Origin of the sequence: Cupriavidus nantongensis (assembly GCF_041726985.1) — a bacterium.
Taxonomy (GTDB): Bacteria; Pseudomonadota; Gammaproteobacteria; order Burkholderiales; family Burkholderiaceae; genus Cupriavidus; species Cupriavidus nantongensis_A.
Map to the genome: position 1 here is coordinate 1,698,533 of NZ_CP168302.1, position 21,383 is coordinate 1,719,915.

Consider the following 21,383-nt stretch of genomic DNA (forward strand, 5'->3'; position numbering starts at 1 on the left):
TGCCGGTGCCGTCTGCTGCACGGATGGGTCCGTGCGGCTTACCACTGATAGCCCATGCCCACGGCGCCGCCGTAATCACCACGCGAGGTCGCCGCGCCGGACGCCTTCATCACCCACGAGCCGTTCTCCGACACCCGCGACAGGCCCAGCGCGTAGCCGGTCTCGCCATTGAACGTGGCGGTGCCGATGGCGAGCATGCTCTTGCTCGGCAGGTATGCCTGCGGCAGGCTGGCCATGGCCATCGCCGAGGCGATGCCCGCGTTGGAGCGGTTCTCGGTGGCGCGCACGCGGCTGTCCATGCTCGCGAGCTTCTGGTCGATGCCCTCGCTGACGCGGTTCAGCTGGCTGACGTTGACGGCATCGGTCGGTGCGCGGCCTTCGGCAACGCCGGTGATCTGGCGGTCGCCGTCCTTGCCGGCCACGCTGATGCTGGTGCCGCCGGTGTCGCCGCCCACCGTGATCGGCGCGCTGCTGTTCTCCTGCTTGACGATGCCGACCTTGCCTTCGACCAGGTTGTTCACCGTGGTGTTGGTGGCGTGCAGCTGCGAGCCGTTGACCGCGTCGGTCGAGTTCTCGCTGACGTTGCCGGCCGCGACGTTGGTGACCTTGGTGCCGTTGGTGCCGCCCAGGGTGATCTGCGAACGATCCGAGTTGTCATACTGGATCGAGTTGCCGACCTGCCCGGCGGTATCGCCGATGGCGTCGGCGACGTTGGCGTAGGTCTTGCCGTTGACCGTGAAGCCGCCGCCGAGGTTGCCGGTGGACGGGTCATAGGTGGTGCCGCCGCCAAGGTGGTTGGCCAGGCTGCTGCCCTGGTTGGTCACGATGGTGTTCTGCGCGGCCAGTGCGTCGCCGACATTGTTGTAGGTGCCGCCGCCGACCGCATAGGTTGGGGCGGTATAGCTGCCGGTGTTCGGATCGTACGCAGCCCCGCCGCCGAGCGAGGTGGCGGTGTTCTGCGCGACCTGGTTCAGCTGGCTGACGTTGACCGCATCGGTCGGCGCCGAGCCGGCCGCGACGTTGGTGATCTGCCGCTGGCCGGCGGCCGTGCCGACCGAGACCTCACCCACCGAGTTCTGCCCGCCGCCGACACCGTAGGCGATATAGCCGGTGCGAGCGCCCACCGTGGTGACCGAGCCCGCGCCCAGCGCGACGCTGTTGGCAAACAGCGCCTGCGAGCCCGCGCCCAGCGCCAGCGACTGGATCCCCTGCGACTGAGCGTTGGTGCCCAGCGCGACGCCATCGGCTTGCGATACCAGCGCGTTCTGGCCGATGGCGGTGCCGCCAGGGGCGGTCATCTCGACCAGCGCGCCGTTACCGATGCCGATGCCGTTGTCGCCATTGACGACCGTGGTCGGACCCACGGCAATCGACTCCTGTCCCGCCGCCAGCGAATCGACTGCGGTCGAGTTCGCGTGGAAGTAGCGCGTGCCGGTGGCCGAGACCGAGCCGATCGCGCCCTGCAGCTGGCGGATCGTCACCGCATCGTGGGCCTCGGTGCCGTCGGCCACGTTGGTGATCTGGCGCAGGCTGTTGGTCGCCGCGTTGCCCACCGACACCGCGCCCAGCAGGGTGACGTCGCTGGTGTTGTAGGGCACCAGTCCGGTGCCCGCGACGATGTTGCCGCTGGCCGGTGCCAGCGCACGGTTCGAGACCGAACCAGCGCCCAGCGCCACGCCGCCATCGACGCCCGCGATGGCGTTGGTGCCCATCGCAATGCTGTTGGCATTGTTGGCCAACGCCGCCGGCCCCACTGCGATGCTGTCGGTGCCGAGCGCCTGGCTGTCGGGCAGGGTCGAGTTGGCGTGGAAGTACTTGATGCCGCCGCCGTTGCTGATGTTGTCGATGGCCGTGTTGATATTGGTGATGCTGCCGTCGACCGCGGTGAACGCATCCGACACGGTGGTGTAGCTGCCGCCCTGGATGTTGTAGACCGGACCGGTGATGGTGCCATCCGGGTTCACGACCGCGCCACCGCCAAGGTGGTTAGTGATGCTGCTGCTCACGGCATACAGCTGCGAACCATTGATGGCTTCGGTCGAGGTTGCGCTGACCGCGCCATCGGCCAGGTTGGAGATGGTCGTGCCGCCGGCGCCGGCGAGCGTGGCCGAGTTGTAGTTGACCTCGCCCGGGTCGATCTGACCATTGCCGTTGGCGTCGTTCCAGTCGTACTTCAGCGCGCGTTCGTTGGTGGCGCCAGCCTGCTGCGCCACCTGGTCGATCGCCTGGTTGGTGGCATACAGCTGCGAACCGTTGATCGCATCGGTGGAGCCGGCGCTCAGGCGGCCCGCCGCGACGTTGGTGATGGTCCGCTCGGCGCCCACCGCGCCGATGCTGAGCGTGCTGGCCGGCGTCGCGCCCGCAAAGGTGTAGGCCGTGCCGCCGATCGTTGCACCGGGCGTGCCGACGGCCGCAGCCGTGACGGAACCCGCGCCCAGCGCGATATCGCCGGCATTGTTGGCGACCGCGTTTGGCCCGATCGCGACCGAGTCCGTGCCCAGTGCCTGGCTGTCCGGCAATGCCGAGTTGGCATGGAAGTACTTGATGCCGGCACCGTTGTTGATATCGCCGATGGTGGTGCTCAGGTTGGCGATATTGGTGGTGTTGGTGGCGATGTTCGCGGTGTTCAGGTCCACCTGCGTGTTGGTCGCATACAGCTGCGAGCCGTTCACCGCATCGGTCGAGGTGCCGCTCAGGCGGCCCGCGGCGACGTTGGTGATGGTCCGCTCCGCGCCCGGCGCACCGACGCTGACCGTCGAGGCCGGCGTGGCACCCGCGAAGGTGTAGGCGTTGCCGCCAATGGTGGCGCCGGGCGTGCCGACTGCCGCCGACGTGATGGCGCCCGAGCCGAGCGCCACATCGCCGGCATTGCTTGCCGTTGCGGTATCACCGAAGGCGAGCGCACCCGCTGCCGCGGCACGCGAACCGTTGCCCAAGGCGACGGAGCCCTGGCCGATCGCGGTGTTGGCGTTACCAATCGCCACGGCGCCATTGGCCGCGTTGCCGGCCGTCGCGCTCGCGGTGCCGTCGGCGTTGGCGATGTTGTTCGCACCGCCGACAAACGCCCCGGTGCCGCTGGCGTAGCTCGGATCGCCAATGGCGACCGCGCCATTGCCGTAGGCGACGTTGTTCGATCCGATCGAGACTGCCTTGCCGCCCGTTGCCACGGCGTTGGTGCCCATGGCGACTGCATCTTCGGCATTGGCGACCGCACCGCGACCCACCGCGATGCTGTTGAGGGCGCTCGCCGCGGCACTGCTGCCCATGGCAACAGCACCATCTGCCGAGGCGTTGGCCACGCCCACGGCGACGGCACCGCTCCCCGTCGCGGTACTCGACCGGCCAAGCGCCGTCGCATTGACGCCGGTGGCAACGCTTACGCCGCCCACCGCAGTGCCGCCGGCGGCGGCCTGGCTATCTGCGCCCAGTGCGACGCTCTGGAAGTCATGCGACTGCGCGCCACGGCCGATGGCGAGCGTGCTGTTGCCGTCCGACAGGGTGTCCAGCCCCATCGCAATCGTCGCGTAGTTGGACGCGTTGGCATTGGCGCCGATCGCCATGGTGGTGTTGTCGGCAGCGCGGCTGGCGGTGCCGAGCGCGACCGAGTTCGATCCGACCGCGGCGGCGTTGTAGCCGAAAGCCGAAGACTCCGGCCCGGTTGCCGTCGCGTTCTGGCCGACAGCAAGCGTCTGGACATTGCTGGCCGTCGCGCCCGAGCCGAACGCCGTCGCGCCGGTATTGGTTGCCGCCGCAGTGGCGCCGACAGCCGTGGTGTTCGCGCCGGAAGCCGCCGCGCGATCGCCCAAGGCGATGCCGGATGGCGCGTTGTTGACCGTCGACCAGAGGCCGATCGAAATGCCGTTGGTCGACGCCGCGTCCACGTGCGGCAGTGCGGTGTTGTTGGTACCGATCGCAATGCTGCCGCTCGCGGCAGCGACCACCTGGTTACCGATTGCAGTGGAGTTGACCCCGCTTGCGGTACTCGCATAGCCGATGGCCGTGCTTTCAAGGCCGCTGGCGTTGGCAAGATAGCCGGTAGCCGTGCCCTGGATTCCGGCGGCCGTGGCACCTACGCCAGCTGCTACCGAGAAGCGCCCGGTGGCACCATCGTTGTTGTAGTTCGCGGCGATCGTGCCGTTGTCGTTGACGCTGTAGTAATGCGGGGCGGCGCCTGCAACCACGGATTGCAGCGACTGCTGCACGGCATAGAGCTGCGAGCCGTTGATGGCGTCGGTCGACGTGTTACTGATCCGGCCGGCGGCCACGTTCTGGATCTGGCGCTCCGCGCCTGCTGCGCCCACCGAGACCACGCTGGTGGGGCTGGCGCCGGCAAAGTTGTACGTCGTGCCGCGGATCACCGTGTTCGGCGTCGGCACGGGCGCAGCGCTCACCGACCCGGAGCCAAGCGCGACATCCCGCGCGTTGTTTGCCACAGCGGAATCGCCGAACGCGACCGCGCCGGCGGCAAGCGCCCGGCTGGTGCTGCCGATCGCGACGCTGCCCTGGCCGACCACGGTGTTCTGGTAGCCGATGCCGACCGCGCCTTGCGCGGCGGTGCCGGCGGTGCTGACTGCCTGCCCGCCGCCGCCGACCATATTGGTGTTGCCGAGCGCGACCGAGCCATTTCCGGTCGCGGTGTTGTCCATGCCCTGCGCAACGGCACCGTCGCCGGTGGCCGTGTTCGGATCGCCGATGGCCACTGCGCCATTGCCGGACGCAAAATTGCCGGAGCCGATCGACACCGCCTTGCCGCCGGTGGCGGTCGAGCCATTGCCGATGGCCACGGCATCCGCCGTGTCAGCGACGGCCATGGTGCCCATTGCGATCGCACTGACACCGCTCGCCTGGCTTTGGCGCCCCATCGCAATGGCATCGGTCTGGGATGCGGTGACGTCGGTACCGACGCCGATGGCGCCCTGCCCGATGGCACCGGTGCCCGGCATGGTGCGTGCGCCGAGATAGACCGAGTTCAGCCCGCTGGCGGCGGCACCCGCGCCAAGCGCGGTGGCATTCATGCCGGTGGCCATGGCGTTGTAGCCGATCGACGTCGTCGCATTCGCGGCGACCCCGATGCCGGCATTGGTGCCGATGGCGACGTTGTCATTGCCCGTCACCAGGCTGCCTGCGGACGCGTCGACGGTGCCGTCATAAGCGACATTGCCGTCGCCGCTGCCCATCGCAACGTTGCGGGCGCCCGAGACACCGGAACCGGCACCCCGCATGGCACCGGCGATGCCGCCGCCGATGGCGGTATTCTGCGCACCGCTCACCAGCGCGCCCGAGCCGATGCCGACAGCGATGGAGTTGGCATTGCCCACTGTCGAGCCGGCGCCCGCACCCTGTCCGAGGGCAACGGCTGCCTGGCCAGCGCCGACGGCGCCCGAGCCGATGGCAAGCGAGTAATCCGCCTGGGCCTGGGCCAGGTTCCCCAGTGCCGTCGACGCGATGCCGGAAGCAGTTGCGGCGCGGCCGAGCGCCGACGAGGAGTCGGCGCTTGCGTTGGCGGAGGCGCCCAGCGCCAGTGCGTTCTGGCTGGTCGCGTTGGACTGGTAGCCGATCGCAACGGCCTGCGCCTGCGTCGCGGTGGCGACGTAGCCCATGGCGATCGTCCCAACGGCCGACGCGTTTGCACCGTTGCCAACCGCCGTGGATTGGTTCCCCGACGCCGCGGCTGCGGTGCCGAAGGCACTGGCTCCGGTCCCCGAGGCTGTCGCGACATTGCCGACAGACGTGGACCATGCTCCGGTGGCCTGCGCGGCGGTGCCGATAGCGATCGCTTCAAAGCTGTTGCCCGCAGGGGCGGTGCCGCTGGCATTGGCACCCGTGCCGATCGCGATCGGTGAGCCCGCGCCGGTCGAATTCGCATCGGAGTTGGCGCCGATGGCGATCGGGGCGCCGCCACCGGTGGCGGTTGCCGAGGCATTGGTGCCGACCGCTGTGCCGCCGCCGCCGGTTGCAACGGCGCCCGTGCCAGCCTGATAGTTCTGGGCGCTCGCCGCCTGCGGCATGGCGGCAAGTCCGATCGCAAGCGCCAGCGGCGATGCCAGCGCGGCGAGCCCGCCGCCGGACAGCCATCCACCGCCCATGCGTGCGGCTGCCAACTGCAGCGACACCGCGACGCCGTTCGTGGTCATCGACCCCACCGCTGACCCATTCAGCCCGACCCCCAGCCCGAGCCCATCCCGCTTCATCCCCAACACCCGGTGCGCGCGTCGCAGTGCGGCAAAGATGCGCCGCCGCTGCGAGGCGTGCATGCCCGCAACGCCCGAGACCGCGGGCAAGGTGTTGTCATGCGTCCGGCGGGCATCGGCCCGGGACATTGTTCTGGTTTGCTGCATGGCGACGACTCTCCCTAGATGTGTTCGCCAACGACGATCGGCCCCGGTCCGCGCAAAAAATGCGGACAAAAGCCCCCCGCTCCGGCACGAAGCCGGAGATCGATTCCACTCAAACGTAAAGACGCCCGGCCTGGACCGGCCGGTGCGGTGTGCCGGTGGCGGCTACCTGGTCAACGCTATTGGCTGGTCCTGGCGCTCGCCACCGTGACGACGACGCAGGCGGACCCGCTCGGCACCAGCAGTGCCTGGCCCTGGTTGCCGCCCAGCGTGTAAAGCGGCGTGCCGGAAAGGTCCGCGGTCAGCGCGCTGCCTTTGGGCAGCAGGCGCACGACGTCCTGGCATGACTGCGTGAAGGGCGCCACGCGTACCAGGTTGCCTTCGCAACCGGTGCGGGTCGGCGCGGTGAACACGATGCCCGCCGCCTTGCCCTTGTAGCCCGGCGCGTCATAGGCAAGGCCGGCCACTGCCTGTGCGGCGTGGTCGTTGGGGGCGTTTTTCTGGGCCTGGGTGTTGGCGGTGAAGCGGGCGCCCTGCGTCAGGCTGTCGCCCAGTTGCGCGATCAGGCCGGCGCAGGATTTCACGCCGAGCTGTGCGGCCTGGCCCTGGAACACAGTGACCCCGGGCCGTGGCTGGCCGGCTGGTGCGCTCGACTGTGCCCGCGCATCGGGAGTTGCCCCGGCAAGCGCGGTGATCATGGCGAGCAAGAGGGCGGCCAGGCTACGGTCGGACGAGTGGCCTGGGGTGAGGAGGGGCGCAAGCATTGTCTGTCTTCCTTGTCGATGCAAGGACAAGACCGGACGCATTGCGCTCTGCGGCGCTTGCCCGGGCCTGTCTGGAGGCACTGCACGGATATCGTTCGGTTCGGTCCATCGCTTGTCACTGCCATGGCCTACATATCGTTACAAATGTCTTAATGCATTTATGTCCAATACATCACTCGCGGGGCGATGATAGCCGCAACAATTAGGAAAAAGACAAATCAACTGTAAACAAATGTAAGTGTGTCAAAAGGCATGATTTTTGAACATGTATTTCTCGCACACCTTTTCCCGTAAAAGAATGGCACCAAACTGGTGCCCTTGGTGCAGCCGGGAGCATATAGGAGCCGCGTTGCGTGCGCAACTATGTCGCTCTTAAGGGTGTATTAAGTAATTTTTTAATGCATTGGCCCGAGCGATTATTGCGAAATTCGCAGCAACGGCTTGGGCCTGTGAGAAAGGGCGCCCGCCCCTGAGCAGGGATCAGCGCAGCACGCGATAAGAGGACTGCACCAGTCCGGAAGGGAAGTGACGGCTCGACTCGAGCTTCAGGCTCACGTCATGCGGCAGCTTGCCGAACAATGGCCTGCCTGCGCCGATCAGCACCGGCACCGTGGTGACCACCATGTCGGCGATCCATCCTTCGCGCAGGAACGACTGCACCACCTGGCCGCCGTCGACATAGACGCGTTGCACGCCTTCGGCCTCCAGGTGCGCCATTGCATCGTGGGGCGTCGCATCGGAGAAGCGCACCTTTCCCTGCAACGCGTCGGGCACCGGCTTGCCGGCCAGTTGCCGGGACAGCACCAGCACCGGCCGGTCGTAGGCCCATTCACCCATCGTGACGACTTTTTCATAACTGCCCCGGCCCATCACGATCGCGCCCTTGTCGGCGATGAAGTCGGTGTAGCCGTGGTCTTCGGCGGGGTCATCCCGCTCGAGGAGCCAGCCGATGTCGCCATCGGGGCGGGCGATAAAACCATCAAGGCTGGTAGCAATGAAGACGTGTCCGGTGATCATCTTTGATTCCTTTGAAATACGCCCAGGCGTAGCGGTGGGATGTGGGTGCACGGACGGCGCGAGATCTGCCGTGTCAGGGCCGCCCGGGGTCGCAAACACTTAGTGCAGCCTGCACAAGAAGCTCGGCAATTCATTGGATCTCCGACTAATCCTTCGCGAATCGTTTGAGTGGCTCAGCGCGTCATCTCACACTCCGACGACCACAACACCGCGCCTGAAAGGGCGATCGCGAGGAAGACAATGCGCTTTTTTTCACACCGTCTCGGCGAGGGAAGCCCGCGCGTAGGGGCGTACCGCGATGGCGTCCCGGTTGATCTCGGCCCCGGAGAACTGTCCGATTTGCTGCGAACCGAAGATTTGGCGGCCGCAGCCAGGCGAATCGCCTCCGCACCGCATCTTGACGAGAGCACGATCACGCTCCTGCCTGTCATTGCGCGCCCGTCGAAGATCCTTTGCGTCGGACTCAACTACGTCGACCACCGCGCCGAGGCGGCGATCTCGAAGCCAGCAGAATACCCCGATTTCTTCGTCCGATTTTCAACGACGCTTGTAGCGTGCGACCAGCCGATCCGTCTCCCGTCGGTCTCCGGCGCGCTCGACTACGAGGGCGAACTCGCCGTCGTGATCGGACGCGGCGGGCGCTATATCAGCCGATCCGATGCGCACGCCCACATTGCCGGATATTCGGTCTTCAATGACGCGACGCTCCGCGACTACCAGTTTCGTTCGTCCCAGTGGACTTGGGGCAAGAATTTTGACGATACCGGCGCGTTCGGTCCTGTCCTCGTTACGCCCGACGAGCTACCTCGCCCTGTGGAACAAGGGCTGAAGATCGAGACTCGCCTCAATGGGGAGATGATGCAGTCAGCTTCCACGGCAGACCTGATCTTCAACGTCGCGACCCTCATCTCCCAGATCAGCGAAGCAGTGACGCTCGAACCCGGTGACGTGCTGCTGACTGGCACGCCCGGCGGCGTCGGCATGGCGCGCCAGCCGCAGCGCTATATGCGTGCAGGCGATCTCGTTGAAGTCGAGATCGAAGGCATCGGCACGTTGCGCAACCGTGTGGAACCCGAAGCCCGTCCCTGACCCACCTCGTTCGCCCGAGGCTCCCCAGTACCTTACGCACCAAACAAATCATGCGCATTAATCATCAAGGCAATTACAGTTTTGTTCCCGGCATTTCTTTCCTCAGCTTCGCCACCTTTGCAAGCCCCGGCTACAGAATTCGCCGCGCCGTATTCCGCGATGGTCCACCGGCTGCCGCAGCGCTGGAGGTCATCGAAGCGCATCTGCACGAACAGGGGCGACCCCTGGCTGCCCTGTGCGGCATGGAGTTTCGCCAGTATTCGTCGCGACAACTCACGCGCGATGAATTCGGCGTATTCAACCAGGCCTACATCGACCGACTTGCCGCCAAGGGACTGCTGATTGACGGCGCCGTCCCGATCGCGCGGACGAACGTGGTCGTCGACAACGGCAACCACGGTGATGCATTGCACGCGTTTTCTTATACGGTTCCCGCCGAGCCCGCCGATTCCGCTGAGAGCCCTCAGGACTTCATCTTTTCCGCAATTCCGGAAGTCCGCTTTACCCCGCAGGGCGAGACGGTCGTGGCAGAGGGCGAAACAAGTCCCGCCGCCTGGTTGAACAAGGTCACCTACATCCTCGATGTGGCCGATGCAAGGCTCAACGACGCAGGGCTGGACTGGAGCAGCGTCACCGACATCCACCTGTACTCCACGTCCGATTTGCATGCCGTCATCACCGGCCCGATGCGGAGCAGGACGGAGCCGGCAAGCTGGAACGGCATGCAATGGACCCATGCACTGCCGCCAATCGGTCCGTCGCAAGTCGAACTCGATTTCCGCCGAGTCAGCGCCGAAGAACGCATCGGGTGAGCGAATGGACGGCGATCTGATTCTTTACGACTCGGCACGGTCGACTTGCAGCTTGCGCGTGCGGCTCGCCCTCGCGGCGAAGGGCCTGCGCTTCACGGAACGCGCACTGCGGCTTGACCGCGACGAACAATTGTCGCCGGAGTATCTCGCGCTCAATCCCAATGGCCTCGTCCCTACGCTGCTTCACGGCGGCAACGTGGTGGTGGAGTCGAGCGTCATCAACGAGTACCTCGATGACGTTTTTCCGGAACAGCCGCTGCGCCCCGGCGACGCGCTCGTGCGAGCAACGATGCGGACCTGGGTGACTTACTTCGACGAAGTCATGATGCCCGCGGTCCGCTACCTGTCTTTCCAGCACTTCTATCTTGCCCAGATCCAGAGCCGTTCGGCGCAAGCGCGGCGCCGTTTTGCCGACACACTCCCCCTGCGCAAGGGCTTCTGGCTGGAGATGGGTGACAACGGCTTCACAGAAAGCCGCCTGGCCCTTGAGCAAGAGCGAATCGATCAGGTACTCCGGCGCATGAATGCGTCGCTCGAACGCGGCCAGTGGTTGGCGGGATCTTCCATGAGTCTGGCTGATATTGCCGTGCTTCCAGCCATCGTCCGACTTGAGGACCTTGGGCTCTCCGACCGCTGGAAGTCAATGTCCGCACTCGCCGACTGGTACCTGCGGATGCAACACCTGCCGGCGTTTGCGCTTGCGTACTACGCCGGTTCCCGCTTCACCTGAGACCGGCTTGAAATCAGAACGACTACAAAAGGAGGAGAGATCAATGCAGTTTCATCACCGGCTAATCATTGGCGGCCTATGGGCAGGACTGTCATGCAGCCCGGCGCTAGCCCAGACAAAGCTCGAGCTGTATGGCCAGGTCAGCGCATGGGCGGGCGCGCAAAAGCAACCCGGATCGCAACGCACCTATGGCATCAATGGCGGTGGCATGCAGGCGCCGTACTGGGGCATCAAGGGAGAGGAGGACCTGGGCGGAGGCCGTCGCGCGCTTTTCGGGCTTGAAGGCTTCTTCGCTACAGACGATGGCAGCCAGGGCAGGTTCCGCGGCGACGCGCTCTTCTCGCGAAATGCATATGTTGGCCTGTCGGGCAGTCTCGGCCAGGCCAGGGCTGGCAGGATCACCGCACCCTATTTCCTTTCGACCATCCTGTTCAATCCCTTCGTCGATTCCTTCACCTTCTCGCCGATGATGGCGCATACCTATCGCGGGGCGGGCGGCCAAGGGGTGATTGGCGATACCGGCTGGGCCAATGCCGTGGTGTACCAGTCGCCAAAGTTTGGCGGATTACAGGCAAACGCCGCCTACTCGTTCGGTGAGAGGCCCGGTGCAAACGGCCAGGCCAAATGGGGCGGACACCTGCTCTATTTCGGGGGGGCGCTGGCCGCGACGGTCGCCTACCAACAGATCCGGTTCAACGCGACCCCGGGTGATCTGGCAGCCATAGCACCCGATATGCGGCGGCAGGACGCAGTCCAGCTCGGCGTGTCCTTCGATGCCGGATTCGTCAAGCTGTTTGGCCAGTACCAGCATATCGTCAACACCATGGCATCAGGCAACTTGCGCAACGACGGCGGGCAACTCGGCGCCGCCGTGCCGATGGGGTCGGGCAGCTGGCTGGCCTCCTACGCGTACACCCGTAACCGAGGCGCAAACGATACGAGCCGGAGCACGTGGTCATTGGGCTACGACCACAACCTGAGCAAGCGGACCGACGTCTTCGTGGCTTACACCAATGACCGCCTTTCCGGCCAATCGCACGGGGACTCGTTCGGCGTCGGCCTGCGGCACAAATTCTGATCGTCCGGGAATCAGCCCATCGCCCGCGCAATAAAGGCTCGAAGGAGCTCCAACGCGGGCGGTTCGGTTCGGTCGCGAAGGGTGACAAGGGCGAACTGTGCAGCGCTATCCAGAAGCGGATGTACCGGTAGCTCGGCGAGATCGCCACGTGCAACCGCATGGCGCCCTGCCGCGAGAATGCCAAGGAACACGGCGTCAGTCTGCACGGCGACATCGATAAGGCTGGACAGATCTTCGCAGCGTAAGGTCACCATGGAGTCCGGATGTGCCGCGGGCCCGAAATGCGCGACGAGGATTCTGGCCACCTCGTCCGACAGCGGTGCCGCAGCGATCGGATACTGCAGCAAATCGTCGAAGTACACGCGGCGGCGGCGCCGCAGCGGGTGGCGCCGACGACAAAGGAATCCTGCCTGCAGGTCTGGAAGCCGCTCCACGTCGAGATCCGGCGCCACGACCAGCGTGCGCAGGTCGACCACAAGAGCATCCAGCATCCCGCTGCGCAAGGACTGTAACTGGAGATGCGTCGCCCCACGCGAAATCGTCACTTTCACCTTCGGAAAGTCCGTCGCCATATGGGCCATGAAAGGCGTCATCAGCAGGGTGCCCGGGCCCGGCCCGAGTCCGACGCGCACGCTACCTGCCTCGCCGCCCTTCAGGCGCCGCGATGCCTCGGTCAACTCGACGACCTCGGCCTGCACGCGCCTTGCGCTCGCCAGAACGACATTGCCGTACGGGGTGAGCACATTCTTCCTGCCGATACGGTCCACCAGCGGCAGGCCGATCTCGGCCTCGAGCGCCTGGATGCTGCGGCTTAGCGCAGGCTGGGTGATCTGCAATTGCGTGGCTGCCTGGCTGAACGATCCGGTCTCTGCCAGGGCGATGAAGTGTCTGAGCTGGATAAGGTTCACGCGTGCCTCGGTTGCGGCGCTTCAGTCCTATGCATATAGGTAATGCTAGCAAGCTCCGTTATGCATTTTACATACAGCCCGGAGCTTCCTACAATCGGTCCCCATCCAGGGAACCGACGGACCCCTGGAGTCAGGCGGACGCGAGGCTGTCTTGATCGTCACGCGTGTTCCGCAACCCGGAGACCCTCACCATGGAATCCCTGATTGATGAGGAAGCCCTCGAGACCGTACGGACGAAGCAAAGCCGTCTTCTCGATTTCCTGCTGCACAAGCGCTGCACCAGGGATGCTTTGGCTGAGCTTTCGGTCCTCGTGGATACGCCCTTCGCAGTGATCAATTTTCACGGCCGTGTGATTTTCAACAACACCGGTCTGCGTGCGTCCGCGTTGATCGAGCATTGGCCTTGGGAGACACGGCCAATCTGGCTGAGAATCGAGGGCGTACCGTTCCTCCGCAAAACGCTTGCCCGGGGCGACACGCGGGTGGGAAATATCCTGTTCAAGGACACACGGCATACGATCTCGGCGGCAGAAGCCGAACTGCTGGCGCACGTCGCCGGCATCGTGGCGATGGCAATTGCCGTGTCTCCCGAACCCAGCACGCCGGACACTGACGCGGACAGCTTCGCGCGCACACTGGAACGCTATTGCACGCGCGAGCTTTCGCTCGAGTCCGTGCTCGAGCATGCCGCGCATCTCGGCATTGCCATGCCGGCCTCGCCATTCTGTTGTGCGCTCGCGACCCATCGCGGCACGCGCGACGCCGCGCTTTCGGAAATTGATCTGGAGCCGTTGGTCCAGCACGTTGCCGCGTTTCTGCATATCGACGCGGACAGCATCGTTCGGTTCCGCATCGGCCCGGCCACCCTGGTCATCGTCCCGCAGCCGACGGGAATCAGCGCGGGGACCATGCGTTGCGCGTTGACCAATGCCCTGGATCGATGCACGGGCATTCCCGACAGGGACAACTGGAGAATTGCGGTCAGCAGCCGGAAAAGTGAACTCAGGGACTTGCCGGACGCCTGCGACGAAGCGTTCGATGTTGCCCGCGCGGCGAAGGGCCTGGGTTACAAAGGCGCCGTCTTCATGTTCGGCGAGTTCGAATTCGTATTGTTGTTCGAAGGCGCTACACGAGAACACATGGCGCGCTATACGCGCAGCGTGCTCAAGTCGCTTCCCGCAAGTTCGCAGCCGCGCGACCGGAAGCTGATGGAAAGCCTTGAGGCCTATATCGAACACGAGGGCCGTGTGCTGGAAGCCGCGAGCGCGATCGGCGTCCACAAGAATACGCTTGCCTATCGGCTCGACAAACTGGCCGAAACACTTGGCATTGATTTCAGCAAGACCACGGATCTGCTGCGGGTAAAGCTGGCCTTCATCCTGCTCAAGATCCTTTACCGGACGGAACTGACGCAGGAGCCGCGCGCAAAATAGACCGCCGTGGAAACATCCGGCGCCATCCCGGCGGCGGCCTTCGCCGACGTCAGGACGGCGCCAGGCGGGTCAGCGCATCACACTGTCTGCAGGCACAGTGCGCTTGTAGTGGTCGATGATCTCGCTGCCCGTCGCAAGCCAGACATCGCTCCGGCTGGTGATGTGGCGGAAAGCCTGTTCGAGGTACTTGCTCCGGTGCGGATGCCCGACCAGGAAGGTGTGCAGGCCAATGGACATGACCCGGCCCGTCTCCCCTCCCTCCTCATACAGCACGTCGAACTGGTCCATGATCATCCGCGCAAATTCCTCGCCGGTCATATGATGTTCAATGAAGGCCGGAATATCGTTGATCTCCATCGAGTAGGGGATGCTGTACAGCGATCCGCTGCGAACGCGCATCGGATAGGGCTGATCGTCGTTGACCCAGTCTGCGACATAGTCCACGCCCTGCTCGGCAAGAAGGTCGGGCGTATTGAACGTTTCCGTTAGCACGGGACTCAGCCAGCCACGCGGCCGCGACCCCGTTGCCTGCTCGATCCGGGCCAGCACGTCTGCGATCATCGCGCGCTCGTCGGCCTCGTCGAGACCGGCAAGCAGCGTACTGTTGTTGGCACCATGCCCCATCCACTCCCAACGCAGCTGCCGCCCGGCTTCGATGATCTGGGGATTGCGGTCGCAGGCTTCCGCGTTAAGCGCGGCCGTCCCTTTGATCGCATACTTGTCCATCAGATCCATCAGCCGGAACGCTCCCACCCTGGCACCGTAGTCGCGCCACGAGTAGTTCAGCACGTCGGGCGAGAATCGGGTTGAGAAGTTGGTCAGCGACGTGGAAGGCTTGTCGAAATGGAAGTGTTCGATATTGGGAATCACCCATACGGCAACGCGCGCGCCATTGGGCAGGGCGAACCGTGGTCGTTCGTTGATCGGCGAGTACGGAAAGCGTGTGTGTTCCAACTTGATCTCCTGTAAGTGGCCGGATCAGAATCCGATCTTCTCATCGAACAGATGGCCGTCGAGCCCGTCCAGGTACGTCATCGTTTCGCGCGCCGACACGACGTCCGCATACTTCGCGTTCATGTCGAACAGATTGATCGCATGCGACGCTTGCCCGCGGTCGAACGTACATTCTTCGATCACCGAGACGCGGAAGTTGTACGAGAACGCGTCGATGACGGTGGCACGTACGCACCCGCCGGTGGTCGACCCGCAAACCAGCACGGTGTCGACGCCAAGGTCGGTCAGGTAACCGATCAGCGGCGTGCCGAAGAATGCAGATGGCTTCAGCTTCTCGATGACGACATCGCTGGCAACCGGGGCAACCTCGGCCACGATCTGGTCCATGTGATAGCCCGGCACGCCGATGGGGCCACCGGCGCGCTTGTTCTTGCGCTTCCAGCCGCCCGCATCGAATCCGTCCGGCCGGCGCGGGTTGGCCGTCGTGTAGAACACCGGAATATGCTGTCGCCGTGCAACTTCAAGTACTTGTTGCAGATGGCCGATGGCCTCCCACGCTTCCTCGCCGCAACTGTTCGGCCACGCCTTGATGGAGTCAAGAACCGGTTCGCTGCGATGGCCGCAGAACGAATAGTTGACATCGACGATGACGAGTGCCGGCCGCGCTCCGAAGCCGGCGCGGGTGCCGTATCCGGCTTGTTCGAAGACCGCTTTGTCGCGCGTAGTGAGATAGGTGTCCCAGTTCTTCATGGTTGTCCTTTGGGTGGATACACGGTGGGGCCGCGAATCTTGCCGATCCGTTGCCGCCTGGCGTCCAGAGTAGTGACGACCGATCCATTCAGGCGCGAAGGCGGTCGACTTTGGGCGTCTGGATAAAGCCATCCGCCATGGCATTGGCCGGCGAGCCAAAGCTGGGTGCCGTCGCCGCCTGAGCGTGCTTCACCCTGAGATGCAGGCTAAGGGCATCAAGCCGTGACCCGGTCGCTGGCTTGTGCCGCCAGGTCCCTCCATCATCCTGGCGAGGGCCCCGGATGCTTTGGTTGCCGAGCCGATACTTCATCCGCATCTTTCGTGCTGGCGCACGGTTTCGACAGACATCCTTTACCGGGGAGAGCCGCATACCTAGCCTCGCAGTGTCCTCAGGAGAAATGGATGGAAGCCGCACACATGAGCGCCCAGCACAAAGCAAGACCGACGCATCACATTGACGTTGAAGCACGTCCCAAGCCTCTTCGGCTGCCTCTGCACCGATGCGCGTTAGTCGTGATCGACATGCAGCATCAGTTCTGCTCTCCGGGCGGACTGAGCCACGACTCGGGCGCTGACATCGGCTGCGCGCGCCGCGTTATCGATCCCATCCAGCGACTGCTTTCGGCTTTCCGCGACCGCGGCCTGCCCGTGATTCACACGCGTGAGGGATTCCTTCCCGATCTGTCGGATTGCCCGCCGTCGATGCTGCAGCGCATCCAGCGAAATGGCCAACCTCTCGTCGGCCAAATGGGTGCGCTCGGCAGGATCCTGGTGAGGGGGGAGCCGGGACATGAAATCATTCCCGAGCTGGCGCCTGCGCCAGGCGAGATCATCATCGATAAGCCCGGCATCGGGACCTTCGGCCTCACCGATCTCGAGTCCATTCTCCACCGCTCCGATGTGGACCACCTGCTGGTGACGGGCGTGACCACCGACGTCTGCGTTCACACCTTCATCCGCGAAGCCAATGATCGCGGCTTCAACTGCGTGTTGATCGAAGACGCGTGCGCGAGCTTCGACCCGGAACTCCACGCCGCGGCCGTCGCCATGACCGTGCAACAGGGCGGCCTGTTTGGCTGGGTAGCCAGCACCGGCACAGTCATCCGGGCGCTGGACCAGTCCACTGTCCCCTAGGTCGCCATCCCTTGCCCATCGATCACCACAATTCATACATGGAGACACGCCCGTGAACGACCGCCCACTACTGACTTACGAGAACAAGATCCTCGCACTGATGAGCCTGACCTTCGGCTTTGTCATGTTCGACCGGCTCGCGCTCAACATGCTGCTGCCATTCATTGCGCCGGAGCTTGGGCTCAACAATACGCAGATCGGCCTGCTGGCGTCGGGGCTCGGACTGGCCTGGGCCGTCTCGGGCTACGTGGTCGCCAGGGTGGCCGACCGCCAGCAGCGTCGCAAGCAGTGGTTCATTGCGTCGGTGGTGCTGTTCTCGCTCGCCTCGATCTCGTCGGGACTCGCGACTTCCTTCATCGCGCTGCTTGCCACCCGCATCTGCCTGGGCCTGGCGGAGGGACCGGTGCTACCGCTGGCCCAGACCATCATGGCCGCGGAGTCGTCCGAGCACCGGCGCGGATTCAATCTTGGCATTCTGCAGAACCTGTCGTCCAGCGTGCTGGGGAACCTGTTGGCGCCCGTCGTTCTGGTCTGGCTGGCCACAGCCTTCAGCTGGCGCAGTGCGTTCTTCATCGCCAGTGTGCCTGGCCTGTTGCTGGCGCTGCTGTGTGCAAGGACGCTGCGTGAGCCGAAGGCGCCGGTCCAGGCATCCGGAGTCGTGGCGCCGGCCCCGGGTTTGCGCCAGCTGCTGGCTAACCGCAACATGGTGCAGAGCACGGTGATCGCCTGCGCCATGGTGACCTGGTTGATCCTGCAGCTGATTTTCCTGCCCATCTACCTGACGAAGGTGCGTGGCATGAGCGCGCAGCACATGGGCATGCTGCTCAGCCTGGCGGCCATCTCGTCAGTGATAGCGGCCGTGTTTGTCTCCAAGTTGTCGGATGTGATCGGGCGACGCCCGACCCTGATTGTGTTTTCGCTGCTGGGCATGGTCGGGCCGCTGGGTGTCGTGTTCCTCGATGCCTCGCTCGGAACGCTGGTGGTGCCGCTGTTCATCGGCTACTTGGCTTGCGGATGCCTTCCGCAGGCTGCTGCGACCGTGCCGTCCGAATCGGTGCCACCGCACATGCTAGCGACCGCGGTTGCCTTCGCCGTCGGCACAGCCGAAATCGTAGGCGGCTTCGTGGCACCGCTCGTTGCGGGCGCTGCTGGCGACGCTTTCGCGCCGTCCGCACCGCTACTCATCGCCGCGGGCGCTGCGCTGCTCAGTGCCTGCACCGCGCTCTTCCTGCACGAATCCGCGCCGCTCAAGCTGGCACGCATGCAGCGCAAGCAATCGCTCGTCGCCTGACCAATGCGCGTGTGGCGGCTCGTGGCGGATAGCGCCCGAGAAGCGCACGGCTTGCCACTGGCCTTCAAACTCACCGGCCTCCCATCATCTGGACACGTGCGGGAGGCGGGCATGAACCAGGGCGCCGACTGTCGCTACGAAGAACGGCGCCTTTGTATTTCCTGCTTCGATCCAGATACGGTCCGATCCGCTGCGCCGAGGCGATCCACGCCTCGGCGTTCCCTTGGCGAAGCGGATCCGGGCAGCATCGAGCGCGGCAAGGACAGAAAGAGAGAGATATATAGACGCGCATGAAGCCTCATCATCCAACTTTTCCGAGCAACGCCGACCTCAAGTGGCTGCACGAAGCGATTGTGCAAGCGCATGCCGCGTGTGCGGCGGGCAATCTTCCGTTTGGCGCCATCCTGGTGGACCCCAGCGGGCACATGCTGCTGCGGCAGCAAAACACTCAACTATCGCAGTGCGATTGCACGGGACATGCTGAGACGCGGCTGGTTTCCGCGGCGTCGCGCCTCTACCAGCCGGAGTTTCTGCGCGGCTGCACCTTGTACGCGTCGGCAGAGCCATGCGCGATGTGCGCCGGCGCCATTTACTGGAGCAACATCGGCCGGGTGGTCTTCGCGGCGTCGGAGCAGCAGGTCTGCGAGCTGCTTGAAGGTGGCGTGCGTACCCTGGGTTTCGATCTCCCGTGCCGGGACGTGTTCGCTCGCGGCTGCAAGGCAATCGAGGTGCATGGCCCGGTGCCAGCCGTTCAGGAAGCGGCATTTGCGCCGCTCCGGGAATTCGTTGCGCTGCGTCGGGATCCGGCGGGCGAGCGGCCGGGTCCGCCAGGGCAGCACAGCGATGCAAGCGTTGACGAGGGCTGAAACGGAAGACGATGACGGTCGAAACCCGCCGCTCTGTGCCGACGTCCCGGACCTGTCATTTCTTTGCTGCAGCTTGCCGCGCTAGCGGTCGGCGCTGCGTCAACTTGACGAGGTCATATCCCCACAACTCACAAGTCAAGGAGTGAGACGATGTTTTTGAAGAACGCCTGGTACGTCGCCTGCATGCCCGACGAACTCTCCGGAAAGCCGCTCGGCCGGAAAATCTGTGGCCAGGCAATGGTGATCTACCGCACCGAAAGCAAGGGCGTGGCGGCCCTGGAAGACTTCTGTCCGCACCGCGGCGCGCCGCTGTCGCTGGGGTTCGTTCGTGGTGACACGCTGGTCTGCGGCTATCACGGCCTGGAAATGGGGTGTGAAGGCAAGACCCTCGCCATGCCATGCCAGCGCGTGAACGGCTTCCCTGCCATCCGCAGCTTTCCGGTCATCGAGCGGTACGGCTTCATCTGGGTCTGGCCCGGCGACCCTGGGCAAGCCGACCCCGCAAAGCTGTACAGGCTCGACTGGGCAGAAGATCCAGGATGGGCCTACGGCGGCGGGTTGTATCACATCAAGTGCGACTATCGCCTGATGATCGATAACCTGATGGATCTGACGCACGAGACCTATGTCCACGCAGACAGCATCGGCCAGAAGGAAATCGATGAAGCGGCGCCGAAGACGTCTGCCAGCGGGGATACCGTTATCACCAGCCGCTTCATGGACAACATATCGGCTCCCCCGTTCTGGCGCCTGGCCCTGCGTGGAAATGGATTGGCGGATGACGTTCCGGTAGACCGCTGGCAGATTTGCCGCTTCACGCCGCCTAGCCACGTCATGATCGAAGTCGGTGTTGCGCACGCAGGAAACGGTGGCTACGAGGCGCCCGCCGACAAAAAAGCTGCCTCGATCGTGGTGGATTTCATTACCCCGGAGACCGAGACCTCCATCTGGTACTTCTGGGGCATGGCGCGGAACTTCAAGCCCGATGATGCCGAGCTGACGAAGACGATCCGTGAAGGCCAGGGAAAGATCTTCAGCGAAGACCTCGAAATGCTTGAGCGCCAGCAGGCAAACCTGCAGGCCTGGCCTGAACGCGCGCTGCTGAAGCTGAATATCGATGCGGGTGGGGTACTGTCGCGTCGCGTCATTGACCGGCTGCTGGAGCAGGAAGGCGGTCGTTCGCAGGCACAAGCCGAACGCCCGCGCGCGAAGGAGGGCGCATGACAGACGGAACCCTCACCGTCCGCATCGCGCGCAAGACGGTGGAAGCCATCGATGTCTGCAGCTTCGAACTCGTTCGCGCAGATGGATTGCCGCTACCGGCATTCAGCGCCGGCTCTCATATCGACGTGCATCTTCCCGAAGGCCGGGTTCGCCAGTACTCCCTGTGCAATGATCCCGCAGAAAGCCAGCGGTATCAGATTGCCGTGCTCCGCGACGAGGCCGGTCGCGGCGGCTCGAAGTCGATCCACGACCAGGTGCACGAAGGGGACCTGATGACGGTCAATTTCCCCAGGAACCATTTCGCGCTTGCACACGAAGCGCCGCATCACCTTCTGCTGGCCGGCGGCATCGGCGTTACGCCGATCCTTTGCATGGCCGAGCGTCTGGCTAGAACCGGCCAGAGTTTCTCGATGCACTATTGCAGCCGTTCGCGAGCGCGAACCGCATTCCTGCATCGAATTTCGACATCGGCGTTCGCAAAGGCGGTCACGTTTTACCATGACGATGTCCAGCGCATCGACCTCCGCTCAACCCTCACCAGCGTGCCGCAAGGCAGCCACCTCTATGTATGCGGACCGCGCGGCTTTATGGATGCGGTACTTGGCAACGCCAGGGAACTCGGCTGGCCTGAGAGCCGGCTGCACTACGAGTTCTTCGGCGCAAAGGTGGAGAAGCAGGAAACCGACGGCAGTTTTCAGGTACAAATCGCCAGCACCGGCGCCCTTATCGATGTCGCCCCAAACTGTACCGTGCTGGAAGCGCTGTCGTCGCACGGGGTGGAGATTCTCAGCTCCTGCGAACAAGGCGTCTGCGGCACCTGCCTCACCAGAATCCTCGAAGGGTCGCCCGATCACCGGGATTCTTATCTGACGGCCGAAGAACAGCAGGCCAATGACCAATTCTTGCCCTGCTGTTCCCGGTCCAAGTCTCCACTGCTGGTTCTGGACCTTTAGAAGACGACCCGGCTTGCTCTCCCTTGGTGGCATGTTTCCAGGAAA

Annotated in this window: 16 protein-coding genes; 10 read left to right on the top strand and 6 right to left on the bottom strand. The window is 64.4% G+C overall.

Translation table 11 applies throughout. The features are described 5' to 3' along the window. Nucleotides 1-38: 38 nt before the first annotated feature. The 3 genes from ACEI37_RS07420 to ACEI37_RS07430 form a co-directional block, all read right to left on the bottom strand. Nucleotides 39-6,407 carry a hypothetical protein gene (locus ACEI37_RS07420; RefSeq protein WP_373376106.1) on the bottom strand — a complete coding sequence of 2,123 codons (6,369 nt, stop codon included), beginning with the start codon at nt 6,405-6,407 and terminating at the stop codon, nt 39-41. Nucleotides 6,408-6,514: 107 nt separating this feature from the next. Then, nucleotides 6,515-7,099 (bottom strand): hypothetical protein, encoded by a 585-nt coding sequence (locus tag ACEI37_RS07425; protein WP_373376107.1) that lies wholly within the window; start codon nt 7,097-7,099, stop codon nt 6,515-6,517. Between the two features lie 480 nt (nt 7,100-7,579). Then, nucleotides 7,580-8,116, bottom strand: a complete 537-nt coding sequence (locus ACEI37_RS07430) for a dihydrofolate reductase family protein (protein ID WP_373376108.1) — start codon at nt 8,114-8,116, stop codon at nt 7,580-7,582. A 168-nt stretch (nt 8,117-8,284) separates the two neighbouring features. Between ACEI37_RS07430 and ACEI37_RS07435 the strand changes: the two genes are divergently transcribed. Genes ACEI37_RS07435 through ACEI37_RS07450 form a run of 4 tightly spaced genes read left to right on the top strand, consistent with a single transcriptional unit; the run spans nt 8,285 to nt 11,825 of the window. Next, complete coding sequence (locus ACEI37_RS07435) at nt 8,285-9,205, top strand: fumarylacetoacetate hydrolase family protein (RefSeq protein ID WP_373376109.1); 921 nt, start codon at nt 8,285-8,287, stop codon at nt 9,203-9,205. Nucleotides 9,206-9,255: 50 nt separating this feature from the next. Beyond that, nucleotides 9,256-10,017 (top strand): hypothetical protein, encoded by a 762-nt coding sequence (locus ACEI37_RS07440; protein WP_373376110.1) that lies wholly within the window; start codon nt 9,256-9,258, stop codon nt 10,015-10,017. 4 nt (nt 10,018-10,021) lie between these two features. Beyond that, entirely contained in the window at nt 10,022-10,747 is a 726-nt protein-coding gene (locus ACEI37_RS07445) for a glutathione S-transferase family protein (RefSeq protein WP_373376111.1), read from the top strand. A 43-nt stretch (nt 10,748-10,790) separates the two neighbouring features. Next, nucleotides 10,791-11,825: a porin gene (locus tag ACEI37_RS07450; protein ID WP_373376112.1), complete on the top strand. Its 1,035-nt coding sequence runs from the start codon at nt 10,791-10,793 to the stop codon at nt 11,823-11,825. A gap of 11 nt (nt 11,826-11,836) precedes the next feature. Here the strand turns inward: ACEI37_RS07450 and ACEI37_RS07455 are convergent, their stop codons facing one another. Then, complete coding sequence (locus ACEI37_RS07455) at nt 11,837-12,733, bottom strand: LysR family transcriptional regulator (protein ID WP_373376113.1); 897 nt, start codon at nt 12,731-12,733, stop codon at nt 11,837-11,839. Nucleotides 12,734-12,924: 191 nt separating this feature from the next. Between ACEI37_RS07455 and ACEI37_RS07460 the strand changes: the two genes are divergently transcribed. Then, entirely contained in the window at nt 12,925-14,166 is a 1,242-nt protein-coding gene (locus ACEI37_RS07460) for a PucR family transcriptional regulator (protein WP_373376114.1), read from the top strand. 69 nt (nt 14,167-14,235) lie between these two features. Here the strand turns inward: ACEI37_RS07460 and ACEI37_RS07465 are convergent, their stop codons facing one another. Further along, complete coding sequence (locus ACEI37_RS07465; RefSeq protein ID WP_373376115.1) at nt 14,236-15,120, bottom strand: polysaccharide deacetylase family protein; 885 nt, start codon at nt 15,118-15,120, stop codon at nt 14,236-14,238. A 24-nt stretch (nt 15,121-15,144) separates the two neighbouring features. Further along, nucleotides 15,145-15,870, bottom strand: coding sequence for an isochorismatase family protein (locus ACEI37_RS07470; RefSeq protein ID WP_373376116.1), 726 nt, complete (start codon nt 15,868-15,870; stop codon nt 15,145-15,147). A 402-nt stretch (nt 15,871-16,272) separates the two neighbouring features. Here ACEI37_RS07470 and ACEI37_RS07475 point away from each other — a divergent pair, with 402 nt between their 5' ends. The 5 genes from ACEI37_RS07475 to ACEI37_RS07495 all read left to right on the top strand — a co-directional run bounded on the left by ACEI37_RS07475 (nt 16,273) and on the right by ACEI37_RS07495 (nt 21,338). Then, entirely contained in the window at nt 16,273-17,004 is a 732-nt protein-coding gene (locus tag ACEI37_RS07475) for a cysteine hydrolase family protein (RefSeq protein ID WP_373376117.1), read from the top strand. 52 nt (nt 17,005-17,056) lie between these two features. Then, nucleotides 17,057-18,295, top strand: a complete 1,239-nt coding sequence (locus tag ACEI37_RS07480; RefSeq protein ID WP_373376118.1) for an MFS transporter — start codon at nt 17,057-17,059, stop codon at nt 18,293-18,295. Nucleotides 18,296-18,585: 290 nt separating this feature from the next. Beyond that, nucleotides 18,586-19,161, top strand: coding sequence for a nucleoside deaminase (locus ACEI37_RS07485; protein WP_373376119.1), 576 nt, complete (start codon nt 18,586-18,588; stop codon nt 19,159-19,161). 150 nt (nt 19,162-19,311) lie between these two features. Beyond that, on the top strand, nt 19,312-20,385 hold the full coding sequence (locus tag ACEI37_RS07490) for a Rieske 2Fe-2S domain-containing protein (RefSeq protein WP_373376120.1): 1,074 nt from the start codon (nt 19,312-19,314) through the stop codon (nt 20,383-20,385). Then, the gene (locus ACEI37_RS07495) at nt 20,382-21,338 is read left to right on the top strand and encodes a 2Fe-2S iron-sulfur cluster-binding protein (RefSeq protein ID WP_373376121.1); all 957 of its coding nucleotides are present in this window, start codon (nt 20,382-20,384) and stop codon (nt 21,336-21,338) included. Before ACEI37_RS07490 ends, ACEI37_RS07495 begins: the two co-directional genes overlap by 4 nt. Nucleotides 21,339-21,383 lie beyond the last annotated feature (45 nt).

Bases quoted from the DNA above. Each gene is read 5' to 3' on its own strand.
- ACEI37_RS07425 (WP_373376107.1), bottom strand. From the start codon at position 7,099: ATGCTTGCGCCCCTCCTCACCCCAGGCCACTCGTCCGACCGTAGCCTG.
- ACEI37_RS07430 (WP_373376108.1), bottom strand. From the start codon at position 8,116: ATGATCACCGGACACGTCTTCATTGCTACCAGCCTTGATGGTTTTATC.
- ACEI37_RS07440 (WP_373376110.1), top strand. From the start codon at position 9,256: ATGCGCATTAATCATCAAGGCAATTACAGTTTTGTTCCCGGCATTTCT.
- ACEI37_RS07445 (WP_373376111.1), top strand. From the start codon at position 10,022: ATGGACGGCGATCTGATTCTTTACGACTCGGCACGGTCGACTTGCAGC.
- ACEI37_RS07450 (WP_373376112.1), top strand. From the start codon at position 10,791: ATGCAGTTTCATCACCGGCTAATCATTGGCGGCCTATGGGCAGGACTG.
- ACEI37_RS07460 (WP_373376114.1), top strand. From the start codon at position 12,925: ATGGAATCCCTGATTGATGAGGAAGCCCTCGAGACCGTACGGACGAAG.
- ACEI37_RS07470 (WP_373376116.1), bottom strand. From the start codon at position 15,870: ATGAAGAACTGGGACACCTATCTCACTACGCGCGACAAAGCGGTCTTC.
- ACEI37_RS07475 (WP_373376117.1), top strand. From the start codon at position 16,273: ATGGAAGCCGCACACATGAGCGCCCAGCACAAAGCAAGACCGACGCAT.
- ACEI37_RS07485 (WP_373376119.1), top strand. From the start codon at position 18,586: ATGAAGCCTCATCATCCAACTTTTCCGAGCAACGCCGACCTCAAGTGG.
- ACEI37_RS07490 (WP_373376120.1), top strand. From the start codon at position 19,312: ATGTTTTTGAAGAACGCCTGGTACGTCGCCTGCATGCCCGACGAACTC.
- ACEI37_RS07495 (WP_373376121.1), top strand. From the start codon at position 20,382: ATGACAGACGGAACCCTCACCGTCCGCATCGCGCGCAAGACGGTGGAA.